Here is a 19085-nt window from a genome sequence, read left to right as displayed (position 1 = left end):
CACCGCCATCAGTCGGAGGCGTAGTCGTATCGCCGCCACCGCCGCCGGTCAGGGGCGTGGTCGTATCGCCGTCGTCGCCGCCATCGGTCGGAGGCGTAGTCGTATCGCCGTCATCGCCGCCGGTCGGGGGCGTGGTCGTATCGCCGTCACCGCCGCCTGTCGGGGGCGCGGTCGTATCGCCGTCATCGCCGTCGGTCGGGGGATTAGTCGTATCGCCCTCATCGCCGCCATCGATCGGAGGCGTAGTCGTATCGCCGTCACCGCCATCAGTCGGGGGATTGGTCGTGCCGCCCTCATCGCCGCCATCGGTCGGAGGCGCGGTCGTGCCGCCGTCGGTCGGAGGTGTAGTGGTACCGCCGCCGGTCGGAGGCGTAGTCGTGTCGCCACCGTCGCCGCCAGTTGGGGGTGTAGTCGTATCGCCGTCATCGCCGTCGGTAGGGGGCGCGGTCGTGCCGCCGTCGCCACCGTCAGCCGGTGGTACAGGGTCGGGTGGCGTCGCTTCTGCATCATCGCCCTGAGGGGAGAAGCTCGCCGGTGTCACCGAGGCATTGGCCGGGCCACCGGACCCCGCCTGATAGCGGTAGGCGCTCGTCTCTTCGCGCCCGACTCGGGAAATATCGAACGGCGAGGAGAAACCGCCACTTCCGGAGAGGCTGCCGCCGCCACCGCCTTCGGCCTGACCGGCGGCCGGCGCCTCCTGGATAGCGGTAGGGTCGACGCCGGCAGCGATGGCCTGCTGCAGCGCAGCGATGTCGGGATCACCGGGCGCCGCATCGCCGCCGAGTGTGGCAACGCCATCGACGACTTCGATCAGCGAGGCGGCGCCGGGCGCCAGCGGCAATACCGTGGCGTCGGCGAGAATGATACGGCCGCCATCCGGCGCGAACAGCGTCGCCCCTTCCGGGATGACCATGCCGGGAACCAGAAGTTTACGAGGGTCCAGAATGAAGACAGTTCCGTCGACCCGAGCAATGGTGAGCATGGCGGCCATCGATCACATCCCCCTGAGATGTCCTGAAAGGCGAAAACGTTATTATCACGTAACGAATAGTGAACGGAAAATAACCTTTTCCGCGTAGGACACCACAAATAATTATTAATCGCTCAGCGAATTTTGATTAATCGTAACGATAGTGTATGCGATCCCGCTAACTCCGCTGTGATGGAATGTTACCGACCTGGCTTTGTAACCAACCATCGATTCACGCCGCGCCGCATCGCGGGCTATGATCGAGCGCCACACGCTTGCTCTCCCACACCATCAGAGATCCCCATGACCGACATGATTCCCGCCCCGCTTCGCCCCTTCTGTTCGTCTCGTGTACAGGAGATGCCCGACAATCAGATCGTCGCGGTGGCGGATCTGGCACGCCACGATGCCAGCGTGGTACGGCTCTGGATCGGGGAAGGTGATCTGCCCACGCCGGAGCCGATCAAGCAGGCAGCGATGGAAGCGATCGGTCACGACGACACGCGCTACAGCTACTCCCAGGGGACACCGGCACTGCGTCAGGCGCTGTCGGACTATCACCGCCGCCACTGGCAAGTCGAGGTCGACCCGGCGCGTTTCTGCGTGTCGATCGGCGGCATGAATGCGGTGGTCATGGCGATGCAGGCGATCCTCGACGAGGGCGACGAGGTCATCATGCCCTCCCCCGCCTGGCCCAACGCCAAGCAGGTGATCGCGATCACCGGCGGGATCAACGTGCCCGTGGCGTTCGACTTCCACGCCGACGGCGAGATCGTGCTCGATCTGGACAAGCTCTTTGCCGCGGTCACCGAGCGGACGCGGGCGATCTTCATCAACTCCCCCTCCAACCCGACGGGCTGGCGCATGCCGCTGGAAGACATGCAGCGGCTGCGCGACTTCTGTCGCGAAAAAGGTCTCTGGATCGTCGCCGACGAGGTCTACAACCACTTTGTCTATGATGATGGGATCTACGACGACGAAGGGCCGGCGGCCTCCTTTCTGCAGATCTGCGAGCCGTCCGACCGACTGCTGGTCACCAACACCTTCTCCAAGAACTGGTGCATGACCGGCTGGCGCGCCGGCTGGGTGGTATTCCCCGACGGCATGGATCAGCTCTTCGCGAGGCTCTGCCAGTACAACACCACGGGCGTCGCGCCGTTCATCCAGCACGCCTGCGTCGCCGCGCTGGAAACGGGCGACGATTTCATCGCCCACCAGGTGGAGCGCTGCCGCCAGTCGCGCCAGATTCTGGTCGACGGCCTGGCGCCGCTCGACAACGTCACCGTCTTCTCTCCGCAGGGCACCTTCTATCTCTTCTTCCGCGTTCACGGCCTGACCGGCTCCAGCCTGGACATGGCCAAGCGTATTCTGCGCGAGGCGAAAGTGGGCGTGGCCCCGGGTAGCGCTTTCGGCCCGGAGGGAGACGACTATCTGAGGATCTGCTTCGCCGTTGCCCCGGCACTCGCCGAAGAGGCGTTGACGCGACTGGTGCCGTTCTTGAAGACGCTCGACGGCTGAGCGTCAGCCTCTCGGGCGCGCGCTCGGAAACACCGCCGCCCAACGTCGAACGCCCGCCGATCATTGCGATCGGCGGGCGTTTCGCTGTCGAGAAGGACGCTGTTATCGCTTTTCAGCTCACGAAGCGGGCAAAAGCTGGGTGACGCTCGACCGCTGGATGACGCTCGACCGCTGGATGACGCTCAACAGCTGGCGAGCCGCTGGCGTAGCGCGTCGCGGCGGGTTTCCGGCATGAAGGCGACGTCGATGGCGTTGGCAGCGAGCGTCTTGAACCGCTCGCGATCCCAGTCGAAGGCCTCGAGGCACGCAGTGAAGTTGTTCAACATGCCGCCGCCGAAATAGGCCGGATCGTCGGAGTTGAGGGTCACCTTGAGCCCTTGGTCGAGCATCGCTGGCAGCGGGTGCTCGCTCATCGTCTTCGTCACCTTGAGCCGCACGTTGGAGAGCGGGCAGACGGTGAGCGGCATCTGCGATGCCCGCAGGCGGGCGATCAGCGCCTCGTCCTGCAGGCAGGCCACGCCGTGATCGATCCGGCAGACGTCGAGCACGTCCAGCGCTTCATCGATGTAGGCCGCCGGGCCCTCTTCGCCGGCGTGCGCCACCCGCGGAAGTCCCAGCGCTTTCGCGCGTTCGAACACCGCCGCGAACTTGCTCGGCGGGTTACCGAGCTCGGCGCTGTCGAGCCCCACCGCATCGATCTGCGCGTAGTAGGGCGCGGCCTGCTCGAGGACGTCCATCGCCTCGTCCGCGCTGCGATCGCGCAGAAAGCTCATGATCAGCGCCGTGCTCAGCCCCCAGCGGCTTTCCGCCTCGCGCATCGCCCGCTCGAGCCCCGCGAACGGCACCGACAGCGCCACCCCGCGGCTCATGTGCGCCTGCGGATCGAAGGAGAGCTCTACGTGGACCACGCCCTCGGCCGCGGCGCGGGCAAAATAGTCCATCGCCAGATCGAAGAAGTCCTGCTCGGTGTGCAGCACGCCCATGCCCTGGTAGTAGAGATTCAGAAACGACTGCAGATCCGCGAAGTCGTAGGCGGCGCGCGCCTCCTCCACCGTGGCGTAGGGCAGCGCCACCCCGTTGCGTTCGGCGAGCGCGAACATCAGTTCCGGCTCCAGCGAGCCTTCGATATGCAGATGCAGTTCGACCTTGGGTAGATCACGCAGCCAAGTCTTCACGGGCGTTCCTCGCCAGTTGAGTGAGTCACTGAAATCGAGTGAGTCACTGGAATGAATGCGCGCAGGATGCCCAAAAGCCGAACGAGAGGCAAAGCCGCGGCGTGCGTCACAGTCGCGCAGTGAGCAGGCGCACGCCGAGCGCGATCATCGCCACGCCGAGCACGCGGTCGATCCAGTGGCCGAATCGCCGGAAGGCACGCTGCACCGGCGGCGTCGACAGCAGCAGCGCCACCGCCGAGAACCAGCCGAGCTGGACCAGCATGATCCAGACGCCGTAGATCGCGATCTGATGAAGCGGCATCCCAGGCGTCAGCACGACGGTGAAGAGCGAGACGAAGTAGATCGGCGCCTTGGGGTTGAGCGCATTGCAGAGAAATCCCGCCCCCACCGTGCGCCAGCCCGAGCGCGCCGCCACAGGCTCACCGCCGGCAGGCATCGTGGCTTCGCCGTCGGGACGCGCGCGCAGCCCGGAGACGCCGAGATAAAGCAGATAGCCGCCGCCGAGCAGCTTGATCGCCCATAGTGCGCTCTCGGAGTTGGCGATCACCGCCGCCAGCCCGAAAGCGGAGTAGAGGATATGGATCGAGAGCCCGAGGGCGATGCCCAGACTGCAGAGCAGCCCCACCCGCTTGCCGCGAGTGAGCGTCTGCTGGGTGACGAGAACGAAGTCCGGCCCTGGCGACGCCGCCGCCAGCAGATGGACGACAGTGACGACGATCAAACCGTGTAGCAATTCCATGGCGGTTCCTGCGACGCTGAATGATGGAACCCACGAGTCGCCCCCGGAGCCCGACCTCATGATCGAACATTTCCGCCGCCAGGCCTACTGCAACCTCTGGTCGAACCACCGACTGCTGACGGCGTGCGCCGCGCTCACGCCCGAGGCGCTGGTCGCCCGGCGCGAGAGCTTCTTTCCCTCGATTCACGCCACGCTCAACCATCTTTTCATCGTCGACGCCTACTACATCGACGCGCTGGAGGGCGGCTCCCTCGGCCAGCGCGCCTTCGACGACGAGACGCCGCACGCGAGTATCGCCACGCTTCACCCCGCGCAGCAATCGCTCGACCGGCGTTTGATCGCCGTCTGCGAAGCGCTCGACGCAAAGACCCTCGATGCAGACGTCACGCTCGAGCGCGCGGATCGACTTCAGCGTGAACCCGCCCAGCGCGTGCTGGCGCACCTGTTCGTCCACCAGACCCACCATCGCGGCCAGGTTCACGCCATGCTCGCGGGCACCGACGTCGCTCCGCCGCAGCTCGACGAGTTCTTCCTGCGCGACGAAGCGGCGCTTCGACAGAGCGAGTTCGCCTCGCTGGGTATCAGCGAGCGCGACGTCTGGGGCTAGGCATCGCCCAGGGTGCGCCTATGCGCCTCGACCAGTTCCGCCATGCTGTTGAAACGAAAATCGACGCTCGGCGTCTCGCCGGGATCCATGGTGGCGCCGAAGCCTTCCTTGTCATGCCGGCGGTAGATCCAGCAGTTGGCGAGACCGTGGCGGTTGGCCGGCTGGTGGTCGTGGAACAGGCTTTCTGCCGTATGCAGAATCTGCGAGCGGTCGATGCCGCGCTCGCCGAGCTTCTCCAGCAGGTAGTCGAAGTTACGCGGCGCCGGCTTGTAGGAGCCGACGTCCTCGGCGGTATAGACCGCGTCGAAGGTGACGCCGAGCTTTTGCTGGCTGTAGGCGAAGCTCTCGTTGTCGACGTTCGAAAGCACCACCAGCTTGTAGTGCTGCTTGAGATAGGCGAGCGACGCGGCGGTATCGGCGAACGCGGGCCACTGTTTGACGAAGTCGCCGTAGGTCAGACACTCGTCATGCGTGACGTCCACGCCCCACGCCTCTGCCAGCCGCTTGTAGACCACCGCCAGCAGCAGTCGATACTGCAGGTGCGGGGTGTAGCGCTGCTGGGTCGACTCGTGGCGGGCGTGCGCCTCGAGTATCTCGTCGCGGGTGAGACTCAGCGACGTGCGTCGCAGTAGCGGTTGAAGGCCGGCGACCATCCCGCTCTCCCAGTCGATGAGCGTGCCGTAGACGTCGAAGGTCAGCGTGGTGAAATCGTTGAGCTGCATGGCTCTCTCGAATCGATGAATGAAAGAAGTGGATAGCGATCAAAAAAAGAGAGGGTGCCCATCACTCGGCGCCCTCGTCGAACAGTCGCACCGCGATCTGCAGCTGGAGTCGCGTCTCCGGATCGGCGAGGTCGCGATTCAGCGCCTGCTCCAGGCGTTCGAGCCGGTAGCGTAGCGTGCTGATGTGGATCTCGAGCGCACGCGCCGCCTGAGCGAGTTGAAAACCGCTGGCGCCGAGCGCCCGGAGCGTCGCAAGTGCCGTCTCGCGGCGCTCGCCCTCCCCCAGCGCCGTCGAGAGCCGCTCGAGGAAGAGCCGGCGCGCCTCGGCATCGCCCGCCAGCACCCGGTCGAACAGTAGCGCCTCGAAATCCCGCCGTTCACCGGGCTTGAGCGACACGAGCAGACGGGCGACGTCCCCCGCGCCGCTGCCGATCGCCGTCGCGCCCGTCACCTCGCGACTGACCGCAAGCGCCGCCTCGCCGTCGCCGAGCTGCTGCCAGAGCGTCTCGGTCGAGATCTCGACGCGCAGCAAAAACATCAACTGGTTGAGCGACACCGAGATCAGGCGCGGCTGGCCACGAGCCTTGAGCCAGCGCCCCAGACGCTGCTCCCAGCGCTCGCGGTGGGCGAGCCCCTCGCGGCTGAGCGGCACCGGCTCGTCGAGCAGAATCGCGCAGACGCGATAGCGCGCCTCGGGCTCCCAACCCTGCAGCGCCGCGCGCTCTAGTGCCGCCGGCGTCGCTTCGAAGCGCCCCTCCAGCAGCGAGTCGACGAAGGCGTAGCCGAGCCGAATCTCCTGGGCCTGCAGCGCCTGCTGATGCGACAGATGCAGCGCCGAGATCAGCGCCGTCTGCTCCGCCGCCCGGCGTTCGAGCTCGCTCAACGGGGAGCTCGATTCGTCGATCCAAAGCGCCGCCGCCGGCGTCTCCCGCACGCGGACGGGACAGACCAGCAGCGAGGGACTCGCATCTCTCAGCGAGCGCGCCGTGCCGTCGCCGGTGGGCCGCTGCGCCTCCCGCAGCATCGACGCCGCCGGGGGATAGAGCCCGCTCGCCTCGGCACTGCCGCCGAGCCATTCGCCCTCGAGTCCGGTGAAGAAGACCGCACGCTCGAGCAGCTCGCTCAGAGCCGTCGCGATATCACCCAGATGCCGCGCCGTCAGCGCCGAGCGGGTGAGATCCCGGTGGATGCGCTCCGCCTTGGCGATGAGCTGCCCCTGGCGGGCGATCAGCCAGGCGTGCACCTCTTCGGTAATCTGGCTGAACGGCACCTCCCAGGGAATCTCGAGCAGCGGAAAGTCGAGCGCCTGGGCGACGCGACGGCTGGTCGCCGGAAAGGCATCGAGAAAACGCGGCACTGCCAGCGCCACCCCGGCGAGCTCCCGCTCGACCAGCGCTTCGATCAGGGCTCGCTCGGCGGCCGGGTCGTCGGGCCAGTGATACCCGGTGGTGAGCAGCAGCTGGCCCGGCTGCACCCAGGCGACGATGTCCGGATGATCGACCATGTGCACCCAGCGCAGCGGCCGGGAGAGCGACGCCTCGCCGGCCACTACTCGCGCGTGACGCAGCGGCGTCTCGACCAGGGCCGTGGCGAGATCCAGCGCCGCCGGCCGTTCGGGCGCCGAGCGGCCGGCGGTGGCGACGTCGCTCGCCGTCAAATCAGTGATCCAGACGCGTGGAGACGAACTTGGTGTCGAGATACTCGTCGATACCGTAGCGGCCGCCCTCGCGACCCAGGCCGCTGTCCTTCATGCCGCCGAAGGGCGCCTGCGGGGTCGAGGGCGCGCCGTCGTTGACGCCGACGATGCCGTAGTCGAGCGCCTCGGAGACCCTGGCCGCGCGGCCGAGATTGCGAGTCCAGAAGTAGGCGGCGAGACCGAACGGCGTGTCGTTGGCCGCGGCGATCGCCTCCGCCTCATCGTCGAAGACGATCAGCGGCGCCACGGGACCGAAGGTCTCCTCCTGCATCACGCGCATGCCGGCGGTGACGCCGCCAAGCACCGTGGGTGCCACGAAAAAGCCGTCGACATCGTGCTCTCGCGTCAGTCGTGTCGCGCCGTTGGCGAGGGCATCGTCGATGTGCGACTGCGCCTTGTCGCGGCCGGCCTGGCTGACCAGCGGACCGATCTGGGTCGATTCGCTCTCTGGCTCGCCCACCGTCAGTGCATTCACCGCCGCCGCCAGACGCTCGGCGAAGGTGTCGTAGATGGCGCGCTGCACGTAGATTCGGTTGGCGCAGACGCAGGTCTGGCCGCCGTTGCGGAACTTGCTCGCCATGACCTCGCCCACGGCGGTGTCGATGTCGGCATCGTCGAACACCAGAAACGGCGCGTGGCCGCCGAGCTCCAGCGACATCCGTTTCATCGTGGCCGCGGACTTGGCGTAGAGATGCTTGCCCACCGGCGTACTTCCGGTGAAGGTCACCTTGCGAATGCGGGCGTCGTCCATCAGCACATCGCTGACCGCCGCCGGGCGCTCGGCGGTGATCACTTGAAACGCCTCGGCGGGGCCGCCGACCTGCTGCCACAGTCGCGCCAGCAGGATCGCAGTGATCGGCGTCTGCTCCGCGGGCTTGACGATCACCGAACAGCCGGCGGCGAGCCCCGGCGCGACCTTGCGGGTGATCATCGCCGCCGGGAAATTCCACGGCGTGATGGCAAGCACCGGTCCCACCGGTTGGCGCAGCACGCTGAGGCGCTTGTCCGGGTGCTGACTGGCGAGAATGTCGCCATCGATACGCTTGGCCTGCTCGGCGTACCACTCGAGAAAACCGGCGGCGTAGTCGACCTCGCCCCGCGCCTCCTTGATCGGCTTGCCCATCTCGCGGGTCATGGTCAGCGCCAGCACCTCCTTGGCGTCGAGCACGGCGCGGTGCCAGGCCTTGAGCAGCGCGGCGCGCTCGAACGGGCTGACCTTACGCCAGGCTTCGAACCCGCGCTGGGCGTTGTCGGCGGCGAGCCGGGCCTCCGCGGCGCCGCAGTCGCTGATCTCGGCGATCGTCTCGCCGCTCGCCGGCGAACGCAGTGAATAGCGCTCGAGCGTGGTGTCATCGAGCCCCGGAATCACGGCGGTATAGACGCTGTCGCCGGTGGGCGCGTGAAAGCTGTCGGCGGTCGTCGGAGCATCTGGGGAGAACATGGCTACTCTCTCGAAAGATCGAATCGGCCTTCAGCCTACCCCCGTCGACCGAGCAAGTCTTCCGACGAATCAAACCAGGTAATGGGCAGTCGTTTCTACGAAAAACAGGAGACCTCAAACCACCTGGATGCGCGCGGGGTCCACGCTGACGCCGCGATCGCGCCAGGCGCGGCCCGGCTCGCCGGTGGTGAGGATGGCGTCGAATTCGTCGAGATCGGCGAAGAAGGCGGCGCGGCGCACGTCCAGCTTGCTCTCGTCGGCGACGAGGATGGTGCGCTCGGCGTGCTCGATGGCTGCCTGCTTGGGCGCGACCTCGTGGAAGTGAAAGCAGCTCGCCCCCTTGTCGGCGTGGACCCCCGCGGCGGAGATGAACGCCTTGTTGATTCCCAGCCGGCGAATGGCGGCGGTGACATCCTGCCCGCCGAAGGACTGCGAGGCGGGAAAATAGAGCCCGCCGAGCACCACGAGCTGGAGCTCGGGGGCACGCCGGCTCACCGCGTTGGCGACGTTGAGCGCATAGGTGACCAGCGTGACGTCGTGCTCAGGCGGGATCAGGCTGCAGAGCGAGAGCAGCGTGGTGCCGCAGTCGACGAAGAGCGTGTCGCCCGGCTCGACCATCGCCGCCGCCCGCTCGCAGAGGCGCCTTTTCGCCTGGGCGTAGCGATCCTGCTGGCTGTCGAGGTCGTAGGCGGCGGCGAGCTGCGGGTGCTCGGCGAGGATCAGATGGCCGCCGATGGAGAGAATCGTCCCCCGGCTGGCGGCAATGTCGCGGCGAACGGTCATCTCGGATACGCCACAGCGTTTCGCCGCCTCGGCCAGCGGCAGCGTACCGCCGCGCTTCAGCGCGTCGTGAAGCCATTCCAGTCGGACCGTGCTGCGCGCGCTCATCGACGCTCCTCGAGATGACAGTCATTGGGGGCAAAGCGACCCGCCACGTTGCAAGGCCGGCGCCCGACGCGACGAGAGGCGCCCGTGGGCGCCTCTCGACAGGGACGAGCGGGAGCCGCCTCGGCGGGATGGCTCAGAACTGCCAGCCGACGCCGAAGTAGTAGCCCCAGCCGGTGGAGCGCAGCTCGAAGCTGTCACCGTGGGTGTCGGGGAACGGCGCGGTCACGCCGTCGTTCCACTGACCGCCGTTGTGGAAGTAGCGCGCCACGGCCATGAAGCGCAGGTGCGTGAACTGATACAGCAGCACGTTGGTCGCCACGGTCGATTCGTTGGTGCGCGACGGATCGTCGTCACCGAGATCCGAGCCGAAGTCATGGTTGGTGAACCCGACATAGATCAGCGAAGCGCCGTTATCGAAAGTCCCGAGCGGGTAGGAGTAGTTGAGCTGGGCACGGTAGCCATCCCAGGAGTGCTCGTTGGCGGCGCCGTAGTTCTCCCACTGGCGACGCTTGTAGAGGTTCAGCGACAGCCCCAGCGGCGAGCCGGTATCGAAGTCCGCGCCGAGACCGGCGTAGAGCGTGTTCTGCCGGTTCTCGGTGTTGTGGCCCCAGTCGAAGATGTAATCGAAGGCGACGAACCACTCATCGACCGGGCCGATGCCGAGATCGCGACCGACCATGTCGTCGATCGAGAGCTTGGGCTCGAGCTCCATGAACACCGGCGAGCCCTTGTCGAAGATACCGCTGTCGGCACCGTTGCCCACGCCGAAGAATTTCGGGAAGTCGACGTAGCCGTAGAGATCCAGCGGCCCCTTGCGACCGAAGAATTCGTACTCGAGGTAGATGTCGTCGACCTGCTGCGGCCCGAAGCGGATGTTCTTGCTACCGATGGCCGTGACGTTCTGGTGATACCAGTCGGAGAGATAGGGGCCGTCGGCGGTCTGATCCGGCGATGTCGGGCCCTCGGCCGGGGTCTCCTGCTCGATGACCGGGGCAGCATTGTCTTCGTCGACGCTCTGCTGGGCGTGGGCGGCCTGAAGCGGCAGGAAAGCCGCGCTCGTCACACCGAGCGCCAACAGCAGGTTACGCGGCGAAGTGACATAGCGGCGGCGCGACGGCACTTCGCCCTGTTCTGAAACACGATCCGTTACCATGTGATCCCCTGGATTGTTGTTGTGGCCCGACCGGTGTCGCGCCGGATTGTTGTACTGACGGTTTCTTGTTTATCGATCCTGCGCTGCCGTACTGGTCGATCACGTCGTGCATGACTCGCGACACGGCACCCGGCGACGTCAGATCAACTGCCTCGACGCGCGCAAAGGCCCGGCAGGCGTGGCCGCGCGAGTGCTCAGCGGGTGCACTTGGCAGCAAGACTGGGCCACTCTATTGGCTTGTTACGCTAAAAACAATAAGTGACTCGGCAAACACTTCGATGTTAAAAACCGCACACAAAAACCCGAATTCTTTTTCCTAGAATCGCTACTTCAAGGACAACAACATGACACTTCTAATGGGGCTGGTCGGCGTCGTTGTGCTGCTGCTGATCGCGCTGGCGTTCTCGAGCGATCGCAAGGCGATACGACTGCGCACGGTGGGGGGCGCCTTTCTCATTCAGGCCGCCATCGGCGCCTTCGTGCTGTATCTACCGCTCGGTCAGCGCGCGCTGGGTGCGATATCCAGCGCGGTGAGCCAGGTCATCAACTACGCCAACGACGGCATCTCGTTTCTCTTCGGCGGGCTCGCCGACCCGAGCAACGTCGGCTTCATCTTCGCCTTCAAGGTCCTGCCGATCATCATCTTCTTCTCGTCGCTGACGGCGGTGCTCTACTATCTGGGCATCATGCAGTGGGTGGTGCGGATTCTCGGCGGCGCGCTGCAGAAAGTACTGCGCACCTCGCGCACCGAGTCACTCTCCGCGACTGCCAACATCTTCGTCGGCCAGACCGAGGCACCGCTGGTGGTTCGCCCCTTTCTCAACAGCATGACCCGCTCGGAACTCTTCGCCGTGATGTGTGGCGGCCTCGCCTCCGTTGCGGGGTCGGTGCTCGCGGGCTATGCCGAACTCGGCATTCCCATCGAGTACCTGATCGCTGCCTCCTTCATGGCCGCCCCCGGCGGGCTGCTGTTCGCCAAGATCCTGATGCCGGAGACCGAGACCCCGGACGACGACACCGCGCGCGCCAAGGCGGCGATGGAGGCCGAGGACAAGCCCGCCAACGTGCTCGATGCCGCCGCCACCGGCGCCACGTCGGGGCTGATGCTGGCGGCGAACGTGGGCGCCATGCTGCTGGCGTTCATCGGCCTGATCGCGATGGTCGACGGCATTCTCGGCGGCGTCGGCGGCTGGTTCGGCTTCGACGACCTGAGCCTGTCACTGATCCTGGGCTGGCTCTTCTCGCCGCTGGCGTTTCTACTCGGCATCCCGTGGAGCGAGGCGACGCTCGCCGGCTCGTTCATCGGTCAGAAGCTGGTGGTCAACGAGTTCGTCGCCTATATCAACCTGGCGCCCTACATCAGCGGCGAAGCCGTGGTCGAAGCGACCGGCGAGGCGATGTCGGCCCATACCGCGGCGATTCTGTCGTTTGCGCTGTGTGGCTTCGCCAACCTGTCGTCGATCGCGATCCTGCTCGGCGGCCTCGGCACGCTGGCCCCCGCGCGCCGCCCGGAAATCGCCCGCTACGGTCTCAAGGCGGTGCTCGCCGGCACGCTCTCCAACCTGATGTCGGCCACGCTCGCGGGCATCTTCCTGGCGCTGGCCGGTGCTGCCTGAAGCGACCCGCCGCGTTCGCCCAGCGTGAACGCGGCCGCCGCTTTTCAGGGGCGTTTCGCGACGCCTCGGTACCTCATCTTCGCGAGGCGCGCGTCTGTGCCTCGTTCCTCTTCGACCGACCAGGGAGTGCAGTCGATGATGACCTCCGCGCGTGCCGCCGAGCTTTCGCTCGCCATGATGGACCTCACCTCGCTCAACGATGACGACACCGACGCTGCCATCGCCGCGCTCTGCCAGCGCACGCGCACGCCCCACGGCGCGCCGGCGGCGGTCTGCGTCTATCCCGCCTTCATCGAGACGGCCGCACGCGAGCTTCGCGACATCGGGCTCGACGACGCGGTACGCATCGCTACCGTGACCAACTTCCCCGACGGCAGCGTCGACATCGACCGCGCCACCCGCGAGACCCGTGCTGCGGTCGCCGCCGGCGCCGACGAAGTCGACGTCGTCTTCCCCTACAGAGCGCTGATAGACGGTGACACCGAGAGCGGACGCACGCTGATCGAAGCCTGCCGCGCGGCCTGCGGCGATCGCCTGCTCAAGGTGATTCTGGAGACCGGCGAGCTCAAGGACCCGACGCTGATTCGTCAGGCCGCCGACATCGCCCTGGCTGCCGGGGCGGATTTCCTCAAGACCTCCACCGGCAAGGTGACCGTCAACGCGACCCTCGAGGCCGCCGAGATCCTGCTCATCGCGATTCGCGACAGCGGCCGCGACGTGGGCTTCAAGGCCGCCGGCGGCATCCGTACCACCGATGATGCCAGAGCCTATCTGGAACTCGCCGAACGACTGATGGGCGAGGCCTGGCTGACGCCGGCGCATTTTCGCTTCGGCGCGTCCGGGCTGCTCGACGCCCTGCTCGCCACGCTCGACGGCCGATCCGAGGAGCCGGCGAGCGTTGGCTACTGAGTGGGCGAGCGGCCGGCGGCGGTCGATGCCGCCGTCGGCCACGGTGGGCGTCGACGCGTAACGCGCGTCGACACGGCGAGTCGGTAAGGTAGGAAAAGGCATGCTCATCCAGGAAATCATTCGTCGCAAGCGCGACGGCAAGACGCTCAGTCGCAAGATGCTCGATCTGATTGCGCACGGCATCACCGACGGCAGCATCGGCGACGCCCAGATCGGCGCCTTCGCCATGGCGGTGTATCTCAACGGCATGAGCCGCGACGAGGCGGTGGCGCTGACCGAGTCGATCCGTGACTCGGGCCAGGTAATGCACTGGCACGATCTCGACTTACCGGGTCCGGTACTCGACAAACACTCCACCGGTGGCGTCGGCGACCTGGTCTCGCTGGTGCTCGGCCCCTGGGTCGCCGCCTGCGGCGGCCACGTGCCCATGGTGTCGGGGCGCGGGCTCGGCCACACCGGCGGCACGCTGGACAAGCTCGAGGCGATCCCCGGCTACGACATTGTGCCGAGCGATACCACCTTCCGCCGGCTGGTGAAGGAGGTGGGCGTCGCCATCATCGGTCAGACCGGCTCTCTCGCCCCCGCCGACAAGCGCCTCTACGGCGTACGCGACGTCACCGCGACGGTGGAGTCGATTCCACTGATCGTCGCCTCGATCCTCGGCAAGAAGCTTGCTTGCGGTCTCGACACCCTGGTGATGGACGTCAAGGTGGGCAGCGGGGCCTTTATGCCGACGCCGGAAGCCTCACGGGAGCTGGCGGAGGCAATCGTCACCATCGGCTGCGACGCCGGCACACGCACCAGCGTGCTGCTCACCGACATGAACCAGCCGCTGGCCGACTGCGCGGGTAACGCCCTGGAGATCCACGAGGCGTTGCGCCTATTGCGTGGCGACGGACGCAATCCAGCGCGTGGCGACGGACGCAATCCAGCGCGTGGCGACGGACGCAATCCAGCGCGTGGCGACGGCAAGGATTCGAGACTCTACGCGGTAACGCAGGCGCTCGCCGCCGAAATGCTGGTGCAGTCCGGCCTCGCCGCCGACGACGCGGACGCCCGCCAGCGCCTGGATCGGGCGCTGGAGAGCGGCGAGGCGCTGGAGCGCTTCTCGCGCATGGTGCACGGCCTCGGCGGTCCTGCCGATCTAGCCGACCGCGCCAGCCACCATCTCGCCGAGGCGCCGGTGACCCTGGATCTCGACGCCGACCGCGCCGGAATGATCAGTGCGATCGATACCCGCGAGCTCGGCATGGGCGTGGTCGAACTCGGCGGCGGTCGGCGCAACCCGGGGGATGCCATCGACCCGGCGGTCGGGCTCTCGCGCATCGCCGCGCTGGGCACCCGGGTCGAGCCCGGCCAGCCGTTGCTGCGCCTGCACGCCCGCGACCGCGCCGCCGCCGAGGCGGTCTCTGGCCGGCTACGCCGCGCCTTCAGCCTGAGCGAGACGACCACCGACACCCCACCGCTCGTCCACGCAACCCTGCGCCCGGAGGCAGCGTCATGACCCAAAACACCAGCACGACTCAGAACACCACGATGGCTCGAGGCGGCCAGCGCGCGGTGCTGCTGGTACTCGACTCCTTCGGTATCGGCAACGCGCCGGACGCCGAGGCCTACGGCGATGCCGGCGCCGATACGCTGGGGCACATCGCCCGCGTTCGCGCCGAGGCCGGCCGACCGCTCGAACTGCCCAACCTCGCCGCGCTGGGGCTCTACCACGCCCACCGGCTGGCGACCGGCGAGTGGGCGGCCGGCGTCGAGCCGCCCCAGGCGGTCAATGGCAGCTGGGCGCCGGCGCAGGAGATCTCGTCGGGCAAGGACACGCCGTCTGGGCACTGGGAGATCGCCGGCGTTCCGGCACGCTTCGAATGGGGCTACTTCACCGATCACGAATCGAGCTTTCCCGACGAGCTGCTCGACGCGCTGGTCCAGCGTGCCGAGCTGCCAGGCGTGCTCGGCAACTGCCACGCCTCCGGGGTCCCGGTGATCGAAGCGCTGGGCGCAGAGCATATCGAAAGCGGCAAGCCGATCGTCTACACCTCGGCGGATTCGGTGTTCCAGATCGCCGCCCACGAGACCCACTTCGGTCTCGAGCGGCTCTATGCGCTCTGCGAGATCGCCCGTGAGCTGCTGATGCCCTACAACATCGGCCGAGTGATCGCCCGCCCCTTCGTTGGCGAGACAGTGGAGACCTTCGAGCGCACCGGCAATCGCCGCGACTACGCCATCGAGCCGCCCACGCCCACCGTGCTCTCGAGGCTCGATGACGCCGGCGGCCGGGTGATCGGCGTGGGCAAGATCGGCGATATCTACGCCCACTGCGGCGTCAGCGACGTGCGCAAGGCCCACGGCCATGACGCCCTGTTCGAGGCTACGCTGGGCGCGATCGACGACGCCGGCCCGCGCACCCTGGTGATGACCAACTTCGTCGACTTCGACACGCTCTACGGCCACCGCCGCGACCCCGAGGGCTACGCCGCGGCGCTGGAAGCCTTCGACCGCCGCCTGCCAGAGGTTCAGGCCAGGCTGGCGCCCGGGGATCTGTTGATTCTCACCGCCGACCACGGCAACGATCCCACCTGGCGCGGCAACGATCACACCCGCGAGCAGGTGCCGGTACTGATGCAGGGCGCGGGGCTTGCCGCCGGTGGCTACGGCCGCCGTGACACCTACGCCGATATCGGCCAGACCTTGGCCGAGTATTTCGACCTGCCCGCCATGGACGACGGCCGCTCGCTGCTGGGCGAACGGCCACAAGGAGATAACTGATGGCTACACCGCATATCGAAGCGCATGAGGGCGATTTTGCCGACACCGTGCTGATGCCCGGCGACCCGCTGCGCGCCGAGTTCATCGCCGAGACGTTTCTCGACGACGTCGTCTGCGTCAATCGAGTGCGCAACATGCTCGGCTTCACCGGCACCTATCGCGGTCGTCGGATCTCGGTGATGGGCAGCGGCATGGGGATTCCGTCACTCTCGATCTACGCCAAGGAGCTGATCACCGAATACGGCGTCAAACGGCTGGTACGGGTCGGCTCGTGTGGCGCGGTGCGCGACGACGTGGCGGTCAACGACATCGTGATCGGCATGGGCGCCTGCACCGACTCTCGCGTCAACCGCACCCGCTTCAACGGCCACGACTTCGCCGCCATTGCCGATTTCGGCCTCACCCGCCATACCGTTGACGCTGCCGCCGAACGCGGCACGCCGACCAAAATCGGCAACCTCTTCTCGGCGGATCTGTTCTACACCCCGGACGTCGACTTCTTCCAGACGATGAAACGTCTCGGCATTCTCGGCGTCGAGATGGAAGCCGCCGGGCTCTACGGGGTGGCCGCCGAGTTCGGCGCCCGGGCGCTGACGGTCTGTACCGTCTCCGATCACATCCTGAAAGACGAGGCGCTCGACGCCCAGACGCGCCAGACCGGCTTCGCCGAGATGATGACGATTACCCTGGAAGGCCTGCTGCGCGACGACGAGGAGCAAGCCCAATGAATCAGTCAACCCATGAGACTGCCATCGCGGTCAGTGATGACATTCGCCGCGCCGCGCTCGACGTACGCGCCAACGCCTACGTGCCCTACTCCGATCACCCGGTGGGGGCGGTACTGATCAGCGACAGCGGGCGCACCTACGCCGGCTGCAACGTCGAGAGCGCCAACTACAAGGGGCTCTGCGCCGAAGGGAGCGCCATCGCTGCGCTGGTCTCCAATGGCGAGCGAGTGATCCGGGAGATCTACGTCATCGGGCCCGGTGCGCATCTGTGTACGCCCTGCGGCGACTGCCGCCAGCGCATTCGGGAGTTCGCCACACCCGAGACGCGCATCGTGGTGCTCGACGGCGACGGCGCCCCGCTCAAGCAGTACCGCATGGACGAGCTGTTGCCCGACTCCTTCGGCCCGGAAAATCTCGACAAACGCTCACCGATGGGCTGACGCCGTGACGATGGCGCCGCTGACGTTCCGCACCGCCGCTGCGGACGACATCGAGCGACTCTGGGCACTGCGCGCCGAGGCCGCTCGCGTGCAGTGCGCGGGATACTACCCGGCCGAGGCGCTGGAGACCTGGCTAGCCGCACCGCCGAGCGCGGCGTTTCGCCAATACGTGGCGCAAGGGCATGCCCTCATCGGCGAGCGGGCGGGAAGCCTGATCGGCTATGCGGTCATCGACGCCCCCGGACGAGAGCTCGAAGCGCTGTTCGTGGCGCCAAGCGCCTTTAGACAGGGCTACGGGGCGCAACTTCTGCAGCGCGCGAAGCACCTCGCCGCGACGCTCGGCATCGACAGCCTGACGCTTTCCGCCGCCCTCAACGCCATCGACTTCTACCGCGCCCACGATTACGAGCTGATCACTACCGACAGCTTCGCGCATCGCAGCGGCGTCACCCTCGAGCGCGGCGTCATGCGCAAGACGCTGACGCCGACCTCATCCTCGTAACGCACTGCTGGCGTGAGCGACGTCAGGCCTGCGCTTCGATCGCCTTGAGCCACTGTCGGGCGCGGGGCGACTGTGCGGCGACACGGTCGCGAATCGGGCGAGTACGTTCGGCGAAGGCGCGCTTGTCGACATCGATGAACTCCACACCCATCTCTGCTTTCGCCGTCGCGACGGCGTCCTCGCTGGCCCGCTGCCAGGCGGCTTTCTGAAGGGAAGTGGCTTCGGCGGCGGCGCGCCTCAGCGCCCTCTGATGCGTCTTGGAGAGCCCCTGCCAGCACCGTTCCGAAATCACCAGCATGTCGGGAATCCGCGTGTGTTCGTCGAGGGTGAAATACTTCGCCACTTCACCATGACGGGCGGTGACCAGCGCCGTGGGGTTGTTCTCCGCGCCGTCGACGACGCCCTGCTGCAGCGCTGTGTAGAGATCGCCAAACGCCAGCGGTGTCGGGCTCGCCCCCATGAGTTCGACCATCTCGATGGCGGTCGGGCTCGGCTGCACACGTATCTTGGTATGCCGAAGATCCTCGGGCGACTCGATGGGGCGGGTGGCGTAGAAACTCCGCGCGCCAGAGTCGAAGTAGGTCACTCCACGGAATCCCCGTCCCGCCGAAGCGGCCAGAATGTCACGGCCGATCTCGCCCTCGAGCACGCGGTCGTAGTGGTCGCCGCTCTCGAAGAGATAGGGCACGTTGAGCAGCGAGAAGATCGGATCGAACGCCTCGAGTTCGCTGGCGTTGGTCTTGGCCATGTCGAGAATGCCCGCCTGCACCAGCTCGACAGATTCACGCTGGTTGCCGAGCTGGGAGTTGGGATAGATCTCGATCGCGAGCGTGCCATCGGTGAGTGCGAGGACGCGCTCCGCCATCTGCTGCATCGCCCGATGGACCGGATGCGCCGTGGTCAGATTGTGGCTGAGGCGCAGGGTGCGGGTTTCGGCGGCCAAGGCGCCGCGAACGCCGAATCCCGCCAGCAAGAGCGATCCGGCACCCCACCTGCATAACTCTCGCCGCGTCGTCATAGCCCATCCCTCGTGTCCGGAAAACGGTGCAGATCAACAGCTCCTCGAAACGGCGTCAAACCGACTTTGGTCGATATTGCCAGCCGATGGTTAGGCTGCGAATCTGGGTTTCGAATCGAAGATCATATGTCAGACAACGTGAGGTAGCGATGGCCGGGCACGAGCACAGCCGCAGCCTAATCGAACGATCGCGG

The 19085-nt window shown here is 66.7% G+C and carries 18 protein-coding genes; 9 read left to right on the top strand and 9 right to left on the bottom strand.

Features of this window, described 5'->3' with window-relative positions:
* Positions 1-991 (bottom strand): retention module-containing protein (locus DOM33_RS11175; protein WP_162617960.1); only part of this gene is annotated, 991 nt, incomplete at its 3' end.
* Between the two features lie 282 nt (positions 992-1273).
* Between DOM33_RS11175 and DOM33_RS11170 the strand changes: the two genes are divergently transcribed.
* Positions 1274-2488: a pyridoxal phosphate-dependent aminotransferase gene (locus DOM33_RS11170; RefSeq protein ID WP_110668997.1), complete on the top strand. Its 1215-nt coding sequence runs from the start codon at positions 1274-1276 to the stop codon at positions 2486-2488.
* 182 nt (positions 2489-2670) lie between these two features.
* Here DOM33_RS11170 and DOM33_RS11165 read toward each other — a convergent pair whose 3' ends face one another.
* Together DOM33_RS11165 and DOM33_RS11160 are read right to left on the bottom strand one after the other, a co-directional pair.
* Positions 2671-3663 (bottom strand): adenosine deaminase, encoded by a 993-nt coding sequence (locus DOM33_RS11165; protein ID WP_110668995.1) that lies wholly within the window; start codon positions 3661-3663, stop codon positions 2671-2673.
* 106 nt (positions 3664-3769) lie between these two features.
* Positions 3770-4402, bottom strand: a complete 633-nt coding sequence (locus DOM33_RS11160; RefSeq protein WP_110668993.1) for a LysE family translocator — start codon at positions 4400-4402, stop codon at positions 3770-3772.
* A 58-nt stretch (positions 4403-4460) separates the two neighbouring features.
* On the opposite strand from DOM33_RS11160, the gene DOM33_RS11155 reads away from it, so the two are divergent.
* Positions 4461-5009, top strand: coding sequence for a DinB family protein (locus DOM33_RS11155; protein ID WP_110668991.1), 549 nt, complete (start codon positions 4461-4463; stop codon positions 5007-5009).
* Here DOM33_RS11155 and DOM33_RS11150 read toward each other — a convergent pair.
* From DOM33_RS11150 to DOM33_RS11130, 5 genes are all read right to left on the bottom strand, one after another.
* Positions 5006-5731: a haloacid dehalogenase type II gene (locus DOM33_RS11150; RefSeq protein ID WP_110668989.1), complete on the bottom strand. Its 726-nt coding sequence runs from the start codon at positions 5729-5731 to the stop codon at positions 5006-5008. The two genes, DOM33_RS11155 and DOM33_RS11150, sit on opposite strands and share 4 nt — an antisense overlap.
* Before the next feature lie 61 nt (positions 5732-5792).
* On the bottom strand, positions 5793-7388 hold the full coding sequence (locus DOM33_RS11145; protein WP_204352671.1) for a PucR family transcriptional regulator: 1596 nt from the start codon (positions 7386-7388) through the stop codon (positions 5793-5795).
* A 1-nt stretch (position 7389) separates the two neighbouring features.
* Entirely contained in the window at positions 7390-8868 is a 1479-nt protein-coding gene (locus tag DOM33_RS11140; protein WP_110668988.1) for an NAD-dependent succinate-semialdehyde dehydrogenase, read from the bottom strand.
* A gap of 114 nt (positions 8869-8982) precedes the next feature.
* Complete coding sequence (locus tag DOM33_RS11135; protein ID WP_110668986.1) at positions 8983-9756, bottom strand: DeoR/GlpR family DNA-binding transcription regulator; 774 nt, start codon at positions 9754-9756, stop codon at positions 8983-8985.
* Positions 9757-9889: 133 nt separating this feature from the next.
* Entirely contained in the window at positions 9890-10909 is a 1020-nt protein-coding gene (locus tag DOM33_RS11130; RefSeq protein ID WP_110668984.1) for a nucleoside-specific channel-forming protein Tsx, read from the bottom strand.
* A 344-nt stretch (positions 10910-11253) separates the two neighbouring features.
* On the opposite strand from DOM33_RS11130, the gene DOM33_RS11125 reads away from it, so the two are divergent.
* The 7 genes from DOM33_RS11125 (at position 11254) to DOM33_RS11095 (ending at position 17873) form a co-directional block, all read left to right on the top strand.
* Positions 11254-12525: a NupC/NupG family nucleoside CNT transporter gene (locus tag DOM33_RS11125; protein WP_110668982.1), complete on the top strand. Its 1272-nt coding sequence runs from the start codon at positions 11254-11256 to the stop codon at positions 12523-12525.
* Between the two features lie 135 nt (positions 12526-12660).
* Positions 12661-13434 (top strand): deoxyribose-phosphate aldolase, encoded by a 774-nt coding sequence (gene deoC, locus DOM33_RS11120; RefSeq protein WP_162617959.1) that lies wholly within the window; start codon positions 12661-12663, stop codon positions 13432-13434.
* Between the two features lie 100 nt (positions 13435-13534).
* Positions 13535-14938: a thymidine phosphorylase gene (locus DOM33_RS11115; protein ID WP_110668980.1), complete on the top strand. Its 1404-nt coding sequence runs from the start codon at positions 13535-13537 to the stop codon at positions 14936-14938.
* Entirely contained in the window at positions 14935-16203 is a 1269-nt protein-coding gene (locus DOM33_RS11110) for a phosphopentomutase (protein WP_239495344.1), read from the top strand. The genes DOM33_RS11115 and DOM33_RS11110 overlap by 4 nt, the downstream gene beginning before the upstream one ends.
* Positions 16203-16931 carry a purine-nucleoside phosphorylase gene (gene deoD / locus DOM33_RS11105; RefSeq protein ID WP_110668978.1) on the top strand — a complete coding sequence of 243 codons (729 nt, stop codon included), beginning with the start codon at positions 16203-16205 and terminating at the stop codon, positions 16929-16931. The genes DOM33_RS11110 and deoD overlap by 1 nt, the downstream gene beginning before the upstream one ends.
* Positions 16928-17371 carry a cytidine deaminase gene (locus tag DOM33_RS11100; RefSeq protein WP_110668976.1) on the top strand — a complete coding sequence of 148 codons (444 nt, stop codon included), beginning with the start codon at positions 16928-16930 and terminating at the stop codon, positions 17369-17371. Before deoD ends, DOM33_RS11100 begins: the two co-directional genes overlap by 4 nt.
* A 10-nt stretch (positions 17372-17381) precedes the next feature.
* Entirely contained in the window at positions 17382-17873 is a 492-nt protein-coding gene (locus DOM33_RS11095; RefSeq protein WP_110668974.1) for a GNAT family N-acetyltransferase, read from the top strand.
* A gap of 22 nt (positions 17874-17895) precedes the next feature.
* Here DOM33_RS11095 and DOM33_RS11090 read toward each other — a convergent pair whose 3' ends face one another.
* A complete protein-coding gene (locus DOM33_RS11090; RefSeq protein ID WP_239495343.1) occupies positions 17896-18846 on the bottom strand; it encodes a TRAP transporter substrate-binding protein in 951 nt (316 codons plus the stop codon).
* Between the last annotated feature and the right edge of the window lie 239 nt (positions 18847-19085).

The organism is Salinicola halophilus (assembly GCF_003206155.1).
In the GTDB taxonomy this organism is placed as follows: Bacteria; Pseudomonadota; Gammaproteobacteria; order Pseudomonadales; family Halomonadaceae; genus Salinicola; species Salinicola halophilus.
This window is presented reverse-complemented; position numbering and strand designations above follow the sequence as displayed.